This is a genomic window from Actinoplanes sp. CA-252034, from assembly GCF_050956125.1.
Taxonomy (GTDB): domain Bacteria; phylum Actinomycetota; class Actinomycetes; order Mycobacteriales; family Micromonosporaceae; genus Actinoplanes.
The window spans coordinates 7,271,320-7,286,203 of sequence record NZ_CP191846.1 but is presented as its reverse complement, the minus strand read 5'-3'; the positions used below and the strand labels follow the sequence as shown (position 1 = coordinate 7,286,203).

General features: G+C 72.6%; 9 protein-coding genes, 2 pseudogenes and 1 riboswitch. Of the genes and pseudogenes, 10 read left to right on the top strand and 1 reads right to left on the bottom strand.

Features of this window, described 5'->3' with window-relative positions; all coding sequences use genetic code 11:
* Positions 1-67: 67 nt before the first annotated feature.
* From ACQPZW_RS33165 to dacB, 10 genes and pseudogenes are all read left to right on the top strand, one after another.
* Positions 68-2,038, top strand: a complete 1,971-nt coding sequence (locus ACQPZW_RS33165; protein WP_433789952.1) for a fibronectin type III domain-containing protein — start codon at positions 68-70, stop codon at positions 2,036-2,038.
* 33 nt (positions 2,039-2,071) lie between these two features.
* Positions 2,072-2,329 (top strand): annotated as a pseudogene (locus ACQPZW_RS33160) (hypothetical protein); the annotation flags it as partial.
* Between the two features lie 77 nt (positions 2,330-2,406).
* Positions 2,407-2,757, top strand: a pseudogene (locus ACQPZW_RS33155) (calcium-binding protein); the annotation flags it as partial.
* A 21-nt stretch (positions 2,758-2,778) separates the two neighbouring features.
* Positions 2,779-4,302 carry a hypothetical protein gene (locus tag ACQPZW_RS33150; protein ID WP_433789951.1) on the top strand — a complete coding sequence of 508 codons (1,524 nt, stop codon included), beginning with the start codon at positions 2,779-2,781 and terminating at the stop codon, positions 4,300-4,302.
* A gap of 90 nt (positions 4,303-4,392) precedes the next feature.
* A complete protein-coding gene (locus tag ACQPZW_RS33145) occupies positions 4,393-6,303 on the top strand; it encodes a fibronectin type III domain-containing protein (RefSeq protein WP_433789950.1) in 1,911 nt (636 codons plus the stop codon).
* Between the two features lie 4 nt (positions 6,304-6,307).
* A complete protein-coding gene (locus tag ACQPZW_RS33140; RefSeq protein WP_433789949.1) occupies positions 6,308-8,428 on the top strand; it encodes a calcium-binding protein in 2,121 nt (706 codons plus the stop codon).
* Between the two features lie 14 nt (positions 8,429-8,442).
* The gene (locus ACQPZW_RS33135) at positions 8,443-10,767 is read left to right on the top strand and encodes a calcium-binding protein (protein WP_433789948.1); all 2,325 of its coding nucleotides are present in this window, start codon (positions 8,443-8,445) and stop codon (positions 10,765-10,767) included.
* Positions 10,768-10,823: 56 nt separating this feature from the next.
* Positions 10,824-11,219 (top strand): ChaB family protein, encoded by a 396-nt coding sequence (locus tag ACQPZW_RS33130; RefSeq protein ID WP_433789947.1) that lies wholly within the window; start codon positions 10,824-10,826, stop codon positions 11,217-11,219.
* Positions 11,212-11,628 carry a DUF1810 domain-containing protein gene (locus tag ACQPZW_RS33125; protein WP_433789946.1) on the top strand — a complete coding sequence of 139 codons (417 nt, stop codon included), beginning with the start codon at positions 11,212-11,214 and terminating at the stop codon, positions 11,626-11,628. Before ACQPZW_RS33130 ends, ACQPZW_RS33125 begins: the two co-directional genes overlap by 8 nt.
* A 225-nt stretch (positions 11,629-11,853) precedes the next feature.
* On the top strand, positions 11,854-13,521 hold the full coding sequence (gene dacB, locus ACQPZW_RS33120; RefSeq protein WP_433789945.1) for a D-alanyl-D-alanine carboxypeptidase/D-alanyl-D-alanine endopeptidase: 1,668 nt from the start codon (positions 11,854-11,856) through the stop codon (positions 13,519-13,521).
* A 669-nt stretch (positions 13,522-14,190) separates the two neighbouring features.
* On the opposite strand, the gene ACQPZW_RS33115 is transcribed toward dacB, so the two are convergent.
* Positions 14,191-14,340 carry a hypothetical protein gene (locus ACQPZW_RS33115; protein ID WP_433789944.1) on the bottom strand — a complete coding sequence of 50 codons (150 nt, stop codon included), beginning with the start codon at positions 14,338-14,340 and terminating at the stop codon, positions 14,191-14,193.
* Between the two features lie 422 nt (positions 14,341-14,762).
* A riboswitch (SAM riboswitch) is annotated at positions 14,763-14,879 on the top strand.
* Positions 14,880-14,884 lie beyond the last annotated feature (5 nt).

The following is a 14,884-nucleotide window of genomic DNA, read 5'->3' as shown; positions in this document are numbered from 1 at the left end:
GTGCGGGCAGTGTGCTGCCGAACACGTTTTCTGGTCGTCAAAGAAGACGTGAACGGAGCGCAGATCGATGCCCGCCATTCGGAAACCCAGCCGCCGTGCCGTGTCGGCCGCAGTCACGACGCTGCTGTTGGCGGGCCTCCCCGCGGTCCCGGCCCGAGCGGCCACCCCGGACAACCTGCCGATCGGGGTGTGGGACGCGTCCTGTGCCGACGCCGCCGCCGTCTACTGCGTGGAGGACGCACAGATCCTGCCGCTGAGCGCGATGCCGCCGCAGGCCCCCGCCGACCTGGGTCTCACCCTGACCGTGCAGACCGTCTCCGACGGCTTCGGCGACTGGATCGACTGGTCGTTGGCCGGCCTGGACGGTCAACCGCCCGAGATCCGCAACGGCACGGTGCATCTGGTCGTCAACACCGGCACCTTCGTGCCGCGGTTCACCGACGCGGTGGCCAAAGGTGGGCTGCTGGTCTTCCGGTCCACCGACTTCGACGGCGCCAATCTGCTGAACATCTTCGGCAGCCCGACCCAGGTGCACTGGAACAGCGACGCCGACTGCACCGCCGCGGTGTCCTGCGGTGACCTCAACAGCATGGCCGACCCGCCCCGATACGTGTTCCAGGGTCGCACCCAGGATCTGGAGGGCATGCCGCTGGCGTACACGACGGCGTTCGACGGCGCGTACGTCAACAGCGACCTGCAGGCGCGGCCGGTCCTCCCGGCCCACGATCCCGGCGGTGACCCGCCGCTCTCCTTCGGCGCGTTCGGCAACCCGCATCTCACCGCGGCCGGCGCGGCGGTCCGCAACAACCTCTCGATCTTCCTGCCGCCGGCCTACTTCACCTCGGGCGGCACCACCCCGACCGCAGCCGCGGCCACCGGCTTCGACGTGGTCGCCACGGGCGACCCCGACCGGCATCCCCTCGCCGTCAGCGGAGTCCAGGGCGGCGGGATACGGATGGACCTCAACGACCTGGGCATCGGCTCCGACCTGTCGCCCCTGAACGTCCACTACCGGCCGACACCCTCCGGGACGGAGAACCTGAGCGGCCCCGGCGCTCCACGCTCGGTCACCGCGGCCGGCGCCAGCGGCAGCGCCACGATCGAGTGGCGGGCCCCGGCCGCGGTCAACGGCGCTCCGGTCACCGCCTACCGCGCCCGGGCGTGGACCGAGGCCGTCGGCGGCACCGTGGCCGCCTCCTGCGAGACCACCGCTCTGACCTGCCGGCTCACCGACCTGACCCCGGGAAGCACCTACCGGGTGGCGGTCAGCGCGGTGAACACCTTCGGTGAGGGCGCACCCGCCGGTCGTGTCACGGTGAGGGCCTCCGACCCGCCGGTCGAGGAACCCCCGGTGACACCGTCGCCGTCCCCGTCGGTCGAGCCGTCCCCGTCGGTCGAGCCGTCGCCGTCGGTCGAGCCGACACCGACCCCGTCGGTCGAGCCGACCCCGGCGCCGGTCGTGCCCGCCGCGCCGCGCCGGATCCGGCTCACCCCCGGGCCCCGCGTGCTCAACGTCTTCTGGACCGCGCCGGGCGACGACGGCGGCGCGCCGATCACCGGGTACGTCGCCAACGCCTACCGCACGTCGGCCCGGGGTGTGCCGGTGGCCACGTGCGAGGCCGCCGGCGAGGTCCGTACCTGTGCTCTGACCGGGCTGGCCGGCGACCGGCTCTACGTGGCGGTCAGCGCGGTCAACGCGGCCGGTCGCGGACCGGAGCCGGCCACCATGCCGGCCGCCGCGGCGTGGACGGTCCCCGGCACTCCGGTCAAGGTCGCCGTCGCGTCGGCGCGGGGCCGGGTCACCGCCTCGTGGCAGGCGCCCGCGAGCGTCGGCGGCACCCCGATCATCGGCTACCGGGCCGAGTTGTCCGACTCGTCCGGCCTGGTGGCCCGCTGCACCAACAAACCGGCGTTCCGTGACTGCGCGTTCCGCAGCGGGCTCACCGCCGGGCGTACCTACTCCCTGCGGGTCATGGCCGTGAACGCGGCCGGCGTCTCCACTCCCTCCGAGCCGATCCGGATCAAGGTCCGCGGCTGACCCCCGCCCATTGCGCGACAGAGGACAGGCCCCATGCGAATCACCCGCTCCCAGCGGTACGGCACCGCGACCACCGTCGCGATCATCGTCGCTCTCGCCCCGTCCCCGGCCCACGCCACGGGCCCGGTCGCGGCGAACGGCCGGCCCTGCACCATCGTCGGCACCCCTGGCGCCGACGTACTGGCCGGCACCCCGGCCGACGACGTCATCTGCGGCCTCGGCGGCGACGACCGGATCCGTGGTGGGCCGGGTAAGGACACCCTCGACGGCGGCGCCGGCGACGACCTGCTCGAAGGGGAGGCCGGAGCCGACATCCTGATCGGCGGTCCCGGGTCGACACGCTCAAGGGCGGCGCCGGCAACGACACCCTGCGCGGCGGTGACGACGGCGACATCATCGACGGTGGCGCCGGCAACGACATCATCGAGGGCGGTGGCGGCGACGACGAGATCGACGGCGGCGCGGTCGAACCGGAGCCTGCCAAGGCTGCCGACCGGCTGATCGGCGGGGAGGGTGACGACAAGCTGCAAGGCGGTCCCGGCGCCGACGTCATCGAGGGCGGTGGCGGCAACGACGAGGTCACCGGCGGCACCGGCAACGACAAGGCCACCGGCGGCACCGGCTACGACACCCTCACCGGCGACGAGGGCGCCGACCGCCTGGACGGCGGTGACGACTCCGACGACCTGGACGGCGGTGACGGCAGCGACGGCGTCAGCGGCGGAGCCGGCGACGACACCGTGGCCGGCGGCCTCGGTGACGACACGGTCCGCGGCGGCGACGGTGACGACCAGTTGACCGGCGGCGACGGCAGCGACCGGCTGAGCGGCGGCCCCGGCGCTGACGACATGGACGGCGGCGCTGGAACCGACACGATGCAGGGCGGCGCCGGCGACGACACCATGGACGGCGGTGACGGCGACGACACCATGGACGGCGGCCTCGACGACGACACCATGGACGGCGGTGGCGGCGACGACGACGTGGAGGGCGGCCCCGGCCTCAACGCCTGCGTCCCCGACCCGGACGACGCCGGTGGCGACAAGTGCACCGACACCGACTCGCCCCGCATCGAGGTCGCGTCACTGAGCTGGGCCGTGGAGAGCCCGGTGGCCAACACCCAGGACGTCCAGGTCAAGGTACGTGTGCACGTCACCGACGACCGCAGCGGCCTGATCAGCGCGAGCGTGCTGTTCAGCAGCCCCGAGCCCGGCGGCCCGGGTTTCTGGGTGCACGGCGGGGAGCCGGTCACCGGCTATCGGCACGACGGTGTCATCGAGCTGACCGGCACCCTGCCCCGGATGTCGGTCCCCGGCGACTGGACGATCACGATGGTGCAGCTCCGGGACCGTGTCTACCGCGAGTCCCAGTACTACATCGAGGCGGACGGCGACTACACCCTTCACACCAGCTCCGACGGCCAGATCCCGGTCGAGGACCGGTTCGTGTTCACCCCGCTGGTCCTGACCGGCGACGACTACGACCACGAGGCGCCGGAGATCGGCGTCGCCGGCGCGACCTGGCTGACGTCCACCACCCTGGACAACAGCGAGCGCCGCGACGTGACCCTCCGCCTGGACGCGGCCGACGATCTGACCGGGGTGACCTGGGTCGGCGCGCGCCTCACCGGGGCCGACCCGGACGGGCCCGGCGTGTACCTCTACAGCACCCAGTTGTCCGAGCACCTCTCCGGCTCGGTCGAGCTCACCGGCAGTCTGCCCGCGTACCTGCCCACCGGCGAGTGGAAGGTGACGACGGTGTGGGCGTACGACGCGACCAACCGGGTCCGGTTCGTCGAGCAGGGCGATACTCCGGCCGAGTCGTGGGTCCCGCCGCTGACCGTCACCGGCGGCGTCTCGGACACCGCCGCCCCGACGCTCGACATGAGCTGGGGTCGCTACATCGGCGCCACCGAGGCCGACAACGGCGCCGACCGGCCGGTACGGCTCGAAGTGAAGGCGGCGGACGACCGCAGCGGCGTCGCGAGCATCTCGGCCACCTTCTGCACCACGGGCGCCAACACCTACCTCTACTCGGTCGGCGCCGAGCAGACGGATGGGATCTGGGAGCTCGCCGGAACCCTGCCGGCCACCACGACGCCCGGCCAGTGGCGGGTGTGCCGCGTGACCGTCTACGACAACGCCAACCGGCAGCGCACCTACACCGTGGGCACGGACGACACGTACACCGACTCGACCGGGCAGCTCACCGGCACGTCGGCCATCCCGAAGTTCACCCTGCGGACCCCGTCGGCGCAGCCGTGACCGACTGTCGAGCGGGTGCACGCGCTCAGTTGATGGTTTGTGGTGCCGATCACTTTTATGTCGTCAGTGTGGACGTGAACGGAGAACCCGATGCCGACCCGAACCGCCGCGATCGCCCTGCTGGCGGCTCTGCCGCTGGGTCTCGCCCCGGCTCAGACCCCGGATGACCTGCCGGCCGGCGCGTGGGAGACCACCTGCGCAGGCCCGGAGTCCGTCTACTGCATCGCCTCGGCGACGATCACCCCCGCCGGTGGCTCGTCGCAGCCGGTGGCCACGGCCGGGCTGGCCGTCTCCGCGGTCACGCAGTCCGACGACTACGGCGACTGGGTGCGCTGGTCGGTCGAGGACTGGGCGGGCAAGCCGGCGTCGGTCACCGGCGGCACCCTGGAACTGGTGCTGCGCACCGGGACGTTCGTGCCGCGGTTCACCAACGCCACCGCGGCCGGACTGCGGGTCAGCCGCTCGGTCACCGACGGGAAGTACGAGCTCACCATCAGCGGGCGGGCCACCCCGACGGCCTGGCGTACCGACACCGACTGCACGGCCGGCTACTCCTGCGGCGACAGCGACACCACCGCCGACCCCACGGTGTACCGCTTCGAGGGCCGCACCCAGGACCTCGAAGGCTCGGCCGGCGTCTACACCACCGGACTCGACGGGGCGTACCTCGCCACCGATGCGCAGGCCCGCGCCGACCTGCTGACCTACGACCCGGGCGGCTCCCCGCCGGTCAGCCTCGGCGTGCTCGGCAACCCGCAACTCGACGCCTCCGGCGAGGCGGTCCGCAACGTCCTCACGATCTTCCTGCCCGCGCCGTACTTCGCGGCCGCCGGCACCAGCGCGGCGGCGGCCGCGTCGACCGGCTTCGACCTGGTCACCAGCGGCGACGCGACCGTGCCTCAGAGGGTCACCGCCACGGCGACCGACGGAGGGGTACGCCTGGAGGCGCCCGACATCGGACTCGGCGCCGACCTGGCCACGGCCGCCCTCTACTCCCGTGCCTCCCGGGCCGGCACCACCACCGCCCCCGGCGCACCCGCGGCGGTCCAGGGCGAGGGCGGCGCGGGCACCGCCACCGTGTTCTGGCAGCCGCCGTCGAGGACCGGCGGATCGGCCGTCACCCGCTACCGGGCCCGCGCCTACGCCGCGGCCGGGGGAGGCGCCGTGGCCGGGTCCTGCGAGACCACCGACAGCTACTGCACCATCGACGGGCTGGACGCGGGCGGCACCTACCACGTGGCGGTCAGCGCGGTGAACGCTCTCGGCGAGGGCGACCCGGCCGCCCGGGTGGCGGTGGTGGCGACGGCCGTACCCGATCCCGGTCCCTCGCCGTCGCCGTCCCCCACGCCGTCGCCCGAGCCCGTGCCGTCCGGCGAGCCCGAGCCGTCGGCCTCGCCCACACCCGGGCCGGTCGACGGGGCGCGGCCGCCGTACGCCCCGCAGGATCTCGATCTCACACCCGGCGCCCGGCGGATCACGGTGACCTGGGTCGTGCCGGACTCCGACGGCGGGAGCGCGATCACCGGCTACACGGCGCGCGCCTTCCGCACCGCGACCGGCGGCGCCCCGGAGGCGTCCTGTCAGGCGCCCGGCAACCGGTACACGTGCGTGCTCACCGGACTGACCGGCGGCCGGAAGCTGTTCGTCGAGGTCACCGCCACGAACGCGGCCGGAACCGGCCCCGCGCAGACCCGGGTGGCGGCCACCCCGTGGACCGTCCCCGGCGCGCCCCGCTCGGTCACCGCCAAGTCGTCGGACCGCAAGGTCACCGCCGGATGGAAGGCGCCGGAGAGCAACGGCGGCGCCGCGATCACCGGATACCGGGCCGAGGTGTCCGGCAAGTCCGGTGTGGTGGCCCGCTGCACCGCGCCGGCCGCCTCCCGTGCCTGCACGATCAAGAAGCTCAAGAAGGGCAGCAACCTCACCCTGCGTGTGCTGGCGGTGAACGCGGCCGGGGTCTCGGCGCCCTCCAAGGCCGTCAAGATCAAGGTGAAGGACTGAGCGCATGAGGTCGGCCGGCATCGCCGCCGCAGTGGCGGCGGTACTCACCGCGAGCCCGGCTCACGCGACACGAGCGGGCAAGCCGGTCTCCGCCACCGGCAAGGCGTGCACGGTCGTGGGAACCGTCGGCAACGATCGCCTGTTCGGCACCCACGGATACGACGTGATCTGCGGGCTCGGCGGCAACGACGTGATCAAGGGTGGCGGCGGCCGGGACGTCGTCGACGGCGGTCCCGGCGACGACGACCTCGACGGCGAGGACGGCACCGACGTCGTCATCGGCGGCCCGGGCGACGACCGGGCCGGCGGCGGCGCCGGCAACGACCAGGTCAAAGGCGGCGACGGCGCCGACGTCGTGGACGGCGGCCCGGGCGCCGACCTGGCCGACGGTGGTCCGGGTGACGACACGGTCAGCGGCGGTACGGCCGAGCCCGACCCGGTCAGCGCCGGCGACCGGGTGATCGGCGGCGACGGCGACGACACCCTCGACGGCGGTCCCGGAGCCGACACCCTCAAGGGCGACGACGGGGCCGACACGGTCGACGGCGGTGCCGGCAACGACGTGGCCGGTGGTGGGGCCGGCGACGACACGCTCAGCGGTGACGAGGGCAGCGACCGGCTCGACGGCGGCGAGGGCACCGATCACCTGGAGGGCGGCGGCGGCAGCGACGGCGTCAACGGCGGCGGGGGCGACGACACCCTCGGCGGTGGAACCGGCGACGACACGATCCGCGGCGGGCCCGGCGCCGACACCGCCTCCGGTGGCGACGGCGACGACAGCCTCGACGGCGGGACCGGCGACGACCGGATGGACGGCGGCGGCGGTGACGACGTCGTCGAGGGCGGTCCCGGCTCGAACGTCTGCGTCAACGATCCCGGCGACGAGGCCGGCGACCGGTGCACCGACCGGAAGGCGCCCCGCCTCGACATCGCCTCGCTGACCTGGGTCACCGACCCGGCCGTCGACAACCGCGCCGACCGGCCGCTGCGGCTGCGCGCCCACGTCACCGACGACCGCAGCGGCATGATGTACGTCTCGGTCAAATTCACCAGCCCCGACCCGCAGAGCCCGGCCCTGACCGTCGGCTTCCACGGCGCCGAGCTGATCTCCGGGCAGTCCCACGACGGCGTGTTCGCGATGAACGGCGAGCTGCCCGCCCACTCGATCACCGGCGACTGGACGCTGTCCGAGGTCTACCTCCAGGACAACGTCTTCCGCTACAGCCGGTACACCGTCGCGCCGGACGGGGCGTACACCCTCGCCGACACCGTCGACGGGTGGGAGCTCGAATCCGGCGTCATCACGCTGCCGCCGATGCGGGTCGGCGGCGTCACCGACAGCACCGCCCCGGACGCCGACGTCAGCCGGGCCGCGTGGACCACGCCCACCGACCTGGACAGCAGCGAGGATCGTACGGTCACGCTCAGCGTCCCGGTCACCGACGACCTCAGCGGCGCCATCCGGGTAACCGCCACCCTCGACGGCGCGGGCCTCGACGCGCCGACCGTCACCCTGGTCGACGGGCGGCTCGCCACCGGCACCGCCACCGACGGCACCTGGGAGGTCAGCGGCGCCGTGCCCGCACACCTGCCGGCCGGCACGTGGCGGGTCGGTGTCGTCTCCCTCACCGACCGGACCGGCCGGACCCGCACGATCACCGGCGACCGCCTGGCCGGCATCGCCCCGCTGACCGTCACCGGCGTCTCCGACCTGCAACGGCCGACGGCCGACATGAGCTGGGGCGAGTACGTCGGCGCGACCTCGGCGGACAACGGCGCCGACCGTACCGTCCGGTTGCGGATCCGGGCAGGGGACGACGTCAGCGGCATCCGCAGCATCTTCGCCGACTTCCGTACCGAAGGCGCGCAGGGCCGTCTCGACCCGATCGCCCCGGCCGGCGAGGACGGGGTGTGGGAGCTGTCCGGCCGCCTGCCGCAGGGCACCACCCCCGGCGAATGGCGTGTCGTCGGTATCTACATCACCGACCGGGTCGGCCGGGAACGCGTCTACTGGGTCCAGGCGGACGGCTCCTACACCACCCGTGACGGCCTGCTCAGCGGCCAGTCGAACTTCCCGCGTTTCACCCTGCTGCCGGTCGGCGGCGGAGTCCGTAGTCATCCGTGATTGGGAGTCCGGTCATGAGAATCACCGTCACCGCCGCGCTCATCGTGGCGCTCACGGGCGCACCCGCGCATGCCGGCGGCAAGCCGGTCTCCGCCACCGGCAAGGCCTGCACGGTCGTGGGAACCGTCGGCAACGATCGCCTGTTCGGCACCCACGGATACGACGTGATCTGCGGGCTCGGCGGCAACGACGTGATCAAGGGTGGCGGCGGCCGGGACGTCGTCGACGGCGGTCCCGGCGACGACGACCTCGACGGCGAGAACGGGGCCGACACGGTCATCGGCGGCGCCGGCAACGACCGGGTCAAAGGCGGCGCCGGCAACGACCAGGCCAAAGGCGGCGACGACACCGACATCGTCGACGGCGGCACCGGAACCGACCTCGTCGACGGCGGCCCCGGCGACGACACCGTCGGCGGCGGCGCCACCGAGCTCGACCCGGTCTCCGGCGGCGACCGGGTGATCGGCGGCCCCGGCGCCGACACCCTCGACGGCGGTCCCGGCGCCGACACGCTCGCCGGCGACGAGGGCGACGACATCGTCAACGGCGGCGACGGCAACGACGTGGCCGGCGGCGACGAGGGCGACGACACGCTCAGCGGTGACGAGGGCAGCGACCGGCTCGACGGCGGCGAGGGCACCGACCACCTGGAGGGCGGCGGCGGCAGCGACGGCGTCAACGGCGGCGCCGGCAACGACACCGTCGGCGGCGGCGCGGGCGACGACACCCTGCGCGGCGGCGCCGGCAACGACATCGCCGCCGGTGGAGACGGCAGCGACAAACTCGCCGGCGGCCCCGGCGACGATCAACTCGACGGTGGTACGGGCAATGACGTCGCGTCCGGCGGCGACGGCATCGACGCGCTGGTCGGCGGGGACGGCGACGACCAGCTCGACGGCGGTGGCGGCGACGACGTCATCCAGGGCGGTGACGGCACCGACCAGCTGATCGGCGGCGACGGCGCCGACGACATGAACGGCGGCAACGGCGACGACGGCATGGACGGCGGCATCGGCGACGACAGGATGGACGGCGGTGGTGGCAACGACGACGTCGAGGGCGGCCCCGGCCTCAACGCGTGCGTGCCCGACCCGGACGACGCCGGTGGCGACAAGTGCACCGACAAGGCCATCCCACTGATCGACCTGGCGTCCCTGAAGTGGGAGATCGAACCGAGCGTCGAGAACTCCAAGGAACAGACCATCAAGCTCAGCGGGCACCTCACCGACGACCGCAGCGGCATCGTCTACGGCTCGGTGCAGCTGCGCAACCCCGACGAGAGCGGCCCGAGCCTCAACCTGTGGACCTGGGAGGGCCCGGCCACCGGCCACACACACGACGGCACGTTCGTGATGAGCGGGCCCCTGCCGGCACTGTCCCGCTCCGGCGAATGGACCGTCGCCAGTATCTACCTGACCGACCGGGTGCACCGCTGGACGATCTACAACGTCACCCCGGAAGGCGCCGCCACCGTCCAGGGCAGCATCACCCCGGAGAACAGCGATGCCGGCACCGTCACCCTGGCTCCGCTCACCGTCACCGGCGAATACGACGCCGCACCGCCGCTCGCCGACCTCACCGGCACCGAATGGCGGACCGCCCGGGAACTCGACAACGCCGAGGACCGCACGGCGACCCTGCGCCTGACCGTCACCGACGACCTGGCCGGCGTCAACTCCGTCGGGATCTCGCTCACCCGCGTCACCGAGCCGAACGGGCCGAGCGCCAACCTCGGCAACAGCGAGCTCAAGGACGGCACCGTCAACGACGGCGTCTGGGACGTCACCGGCACCGTCCCCGCCCGCCTGCCCGCCGGAGAGTGGCGCGTGCAGGCGATCACGCTGTGGGACAAGGCCAACCGGTACCGCAGCCTCTACCGGCCCGACGACGCGCAGGACGGCGTCGACTGGCCGGCGACCCTGACCATCATCGGCGACGAAGCCTCCGACCTGGAGAAACCGTCCATCACGATGAGCGGCGCCACGATGATCGGCCCGTCCAGCGGCGACAACAGCGTCGACCGCGCGGTACGGATCAAGATCGACGCCGAGGATGACAAGAGTGGCATCATCGGGTTCTCGGCTCACATCCGTACCGATGGCGCGGAGAGCTGGCTCGGCTCCGCCGGAGGCGACGAGGAGAACGGCTGGGAGCTCGCCGGGACCCTGCCCGCCACCACCACACCCGGCGAATGGTGGATCGACAGCATCATGGTCCAGGACCGCGTCGGCCGGTACCGGTACTACACGATCGCCGCCGACGGCAGCTACACCACCGACGACGGCCAGACCGGGCAGTCCGACCTGCCGAAATACACCCTCACCCCGATCGGCGGCTGACCGCCGGCGCGCCAGGGCCCGCGTTTGCCGGGCCCTGGCGCGGGCATTTCCACCGTATGCCCGGACGTGACGAACTCCCCGACACCCTCAAGCGCTCCCCGAAGAAGGCGCAGGACACGTTCATCCAGACCCACGACTCCGCCGTCGACCAGTACGGCGAGGGCGAGCGGGCGCACCGCACCGCGTTCTCCGCGGTCAAGCACTCGTTCGAGAAGGTCGGCGACCACTGGGAGCCCAAGGAGAAGAAGGGGCCCAGCGACGCCAAGGCCGCCGGTGGACGCGACACCAGAGCCGAGACCGCCGGCGGAGTCGACGCCAACGCCAGCAAACAGCACCTGCTCGACATCGCCAAGCGGCTCGACGTCAGCGGCCGGTCCAGAATGACCAAGCCGGAGCTGGTCGACGCGATCCAGAAGGCCAACGCCCGGGAGACGCGGCGCGCCCGTGGCTGACCTGACCCGATTCGTGGACGCCCAGGACGGCGTCCACGAATCGGCGCTCGCCGAGCTGATCGCCGGGCACAAGCGTGGGCACTGGATGTGGTTCGTCTTCCCCCAGCTCGACGGGCTCGGATCCAGCTCCACCGCCCGGCGCTACGCGATCCACGACCTCGACGAGGCCCGCGCGTACCTGGCCCATCCGGTGCTGGGGCCGCGCCTCGTCTCCAGTGCTGAAGCGCTGCTCCGGCACCACGGACGTACCGCGGGCGAGATCCTCGGCCACCCGGACGACCTGAAACTGCGCTCGTCGATGACGCTGTTCGCCCGGGCCGCCGACGAACCCGCCGTCTTCGAGCAGGTCCTGGATCGCTTCTACGACGGGCCCGACCAGCGGACCCTGCAGTTGCTGGGCGCGGCTTGACGCCCCACATTCCCGTCGCCTTGCGGCGGGCCGTGCCGCCCGTCTCGGGGTGGTGCCTGCGGGGTCGCTTCGGGGTGGTGCCTGCGCGGTCGCTTCGGGGTGGTGCCTGCGCGGTCGCTTCGGGGTAGTACCCGCGCGGTCGCTTCGGGGTAGTGCCTGCGCTACCGCGAAGTGTCACCCTGGCGCCATCGTGCCCGCACCATCCCGGCGGGCACGATGGCGGGCATGGGAGTGCAGGTCATCCGAAGGGGGACGGTGCCGGTGGGTCGCGCCGCCGGCGGCCGCCACCGTGTGACCATCGAGCCGATGCGTGCTGTCGCGGTTGTCCTCATCGGTGCCCTGCTGGCCCTGCCCGCACCCGCAGTCGCTGCTATACCCGCCCCTGCCTTATCGACCACCACTGCGTTACCGGTTGCGAATGCCCTACCGGTCTCCACTGCGTCACCGGTCGTCGGTGCCGTAACCGCCGCCGCTGCTTCCGTCACCGACGTCGAGGATCCGCTCGTGGCGGTGCTCGACCGGATCTTCGCGGGCCGGCGGCCACCCGGCTCCACGGTGGCGGTGGACGTGCGGGACGCGTCCGATGGCCGGATCGTCTATCAGCGTGACGCGGAATCACGGGTGCTCCCCGCGTCCACTCAGAAACTGCTGACCGCCGCGGCCGCACTCGAGGTCTTGGGCGCCGACTACCGTTTCCGTACCACGGTGCGAGCGCGTGGCCGTGACCTCTACCTGCGAGGCGAGGGCGACCCCACCCTCACATTTCAGCGCATCGACCGGCTGGCCGCATCGGTGGCACGAGCGCGGACGAAGCGCTATGCACGGCTGATCCTGGACGACACATGGTTCGACCGGGTGCCACTGGGCCTGGACTGGTCGTGGCAGGACGAGCCGTTCGGATCGACCGCACCCGTGTCAGCGCTCTCGTTCGCCGCGAACGCACGGTTCGACAACGCCGCCGTGGAGATCCGGTATCAGGGTGTGAACGGCCGCCGCCCGACGATCCGGGTGTGGCCGCCGACCGGCACCGTCCGGGTCGTCAATCGAGCCGTCACCGGGGACGGTGGGGACACGATCGGAGCGGTGCGAACCCACGGAACCGCAAGCATCACCGTCACCGGCAATGTGGCGGCGGGCCGTTCCGGTGCGGATCTGGTCTCGGTGCCGGACCCGGCCGTCACGACCGCCGGGCTGTTCCGCGCAGCCTTGCGGCGACACGGGGTGACGATCACCGGGCGGACCCTGCGGGGCACCGTGCCGGGCGGCACCCGTCCCGTGGCCACGCAGACGTCACAGCCGCTGGCCGAGATCCTGCCGCCATTCCTGAAGCTGTCCAACAACGGTATCGCCGAGCTGCTCGTCAAGGCGATGTCGAGGGCCACCGACCCGGTAAGGCCCGGCAGTTGGCCGACCGGGCTGGCCGCCGCGACCAGAGCCCTGGGCAGGCTGGGCGTGGACACCCGGCTGTTGACCATGGGTGATGGCTCCGGTTTGAGCCGCCGCAACTGGGTGACCGCGCGCCAGGTGACCACGCTTCTGGAGAGGGCGCAGCGGCGCACCTGGTTCCCAGCGTTCCGCGCGGCGCTGCCGGTGGCCGGAGACCCGGCCCCGCTGATCGGCGGAACCCTCAGCAACCGCATGAGAGGCACCCCCGCCGCCGGCAATGTCCGAGCCAAGACAGGCACCCTGTCCGGGGTGAACGCCTTGTCCGGCTACGTGACCGCCCCCGACGGCCGCCGCTTGATCTTCGCTTTCATAGTCAACGCGGCCATCGACACCGCCGCCCCTCTACTGGACGAGGCAGCCGTGGCCCTGGCAACCACCCCTCCCTCACCAGCCACCCCGTCCCGAGCCGCGGCCTCATCAATCACCTCCTGGCGAGCCACCTCCTGACGAGCCACCGCCTCGCGAGTCACCTCCTCGCGAGCCACTCCATCTCCACCGACCTCCTGACCAGCTACCCCTGACCACCTACCTCCTGACCAGCTACCTCGTGACCGGCAACTCCCTGACCGGCCACCCCCTGACCGGCCACCCCCTGACCGGCCACCCCCTGACCGGCCACCCCCTGACCGGCCACCCCCTGACCGGCCACCCCCTTGCGAGGCACTCCGTTGCCAATTGCGCCCTCACCAGCCGCCACTGATCCGTCATCTCTACAAGAGGGAGCTTTCGAGTCAGGGCCCGCACCCCGTCGCCGTCGATCAGCCGCCGAGTCCCCGACCGCACAGCCGCGCTTAGAAATGACCGTCCCGTCGGCCATCGCTCGGCACGGTTAGGGTCTGCCGCCGAACAACTCGCTGTATAACGGCGGCGATTCGCAGCCCGCCCTCCTCGACGGACGGACGGCAGCCCAGTCCTGGCAGCAGAAGCTGGCTCACCACCACTGCCAAGCGACAAATCAGTAGCCCGCGGTTTGTCCGTCGACAGGTCCTTGTGCGTGCCGAGCGGCGCGTGAGCGTGGGCTCCGGTCCTCAACTGGCACAGCCAGCCGCGAGAAACGAAACCCGAAGCCGACCGCTTCTTGCGCCAATCGTCCCGCCCTCCCCGGCCGGCAACCTGTCATCTCCGTGGCAGCGCCCGTCGGTGGTGGTCGATGTCCAGCCGTAGCTGCACCCGATCGTTGGTGTGGGCGGGCATGGTGCCGGGGCCGGGGCCGTGGCCGTGGCCGTGGCCGTGGGTGTGCCCGCTGCCGGGTGCGGGTTCGATCATCGCCCATCGATGGGTGGTAAGCGTGCCCGGACCGGGCAGCGAGTGCATCAATCGTCCAGAACTCGGCTGTCGGGCCACCGGACCTGCCAACTGAGGGTGTCCGCGGCGGCGCGATGTCGGCCCTGGCAACCTGCCGGGCGTTCGAGTAGTGGCCGGCGCTACGGGTGGGGCGCTGGGGAACGGGGCGCTGCGGAAACGGAACGCGGGGGCGCTGCGGAAACGGGGCGCTGCGAAACAGGGCGCGCATGGTGGGGCGGTGCGGGAACGGGGCGCGCATGGTGGGGCGGTGCGGGAGCAGGGTGCGGGTGGTGGGGCGGTGCGGAAACAGGTCGCTGCTGGGGCGCTGCGGAAACGGGGCGCGGGTGGTGGGGGCTGCGGAAACGGGACGCTGGGAGCGGATTGGCGGTGGTATGTTGCGCGCAGGTCATGAGTGCCAGCGTCAAGCCCCGGCTTGCTGGCCGGCAACCCTCCGCTTCGTGGGCGGGGTGCCCCGGGTGATGACCGGGTTCGGTGCGGTTCGCGCCGGGCAAGCCGCGACCCCGAG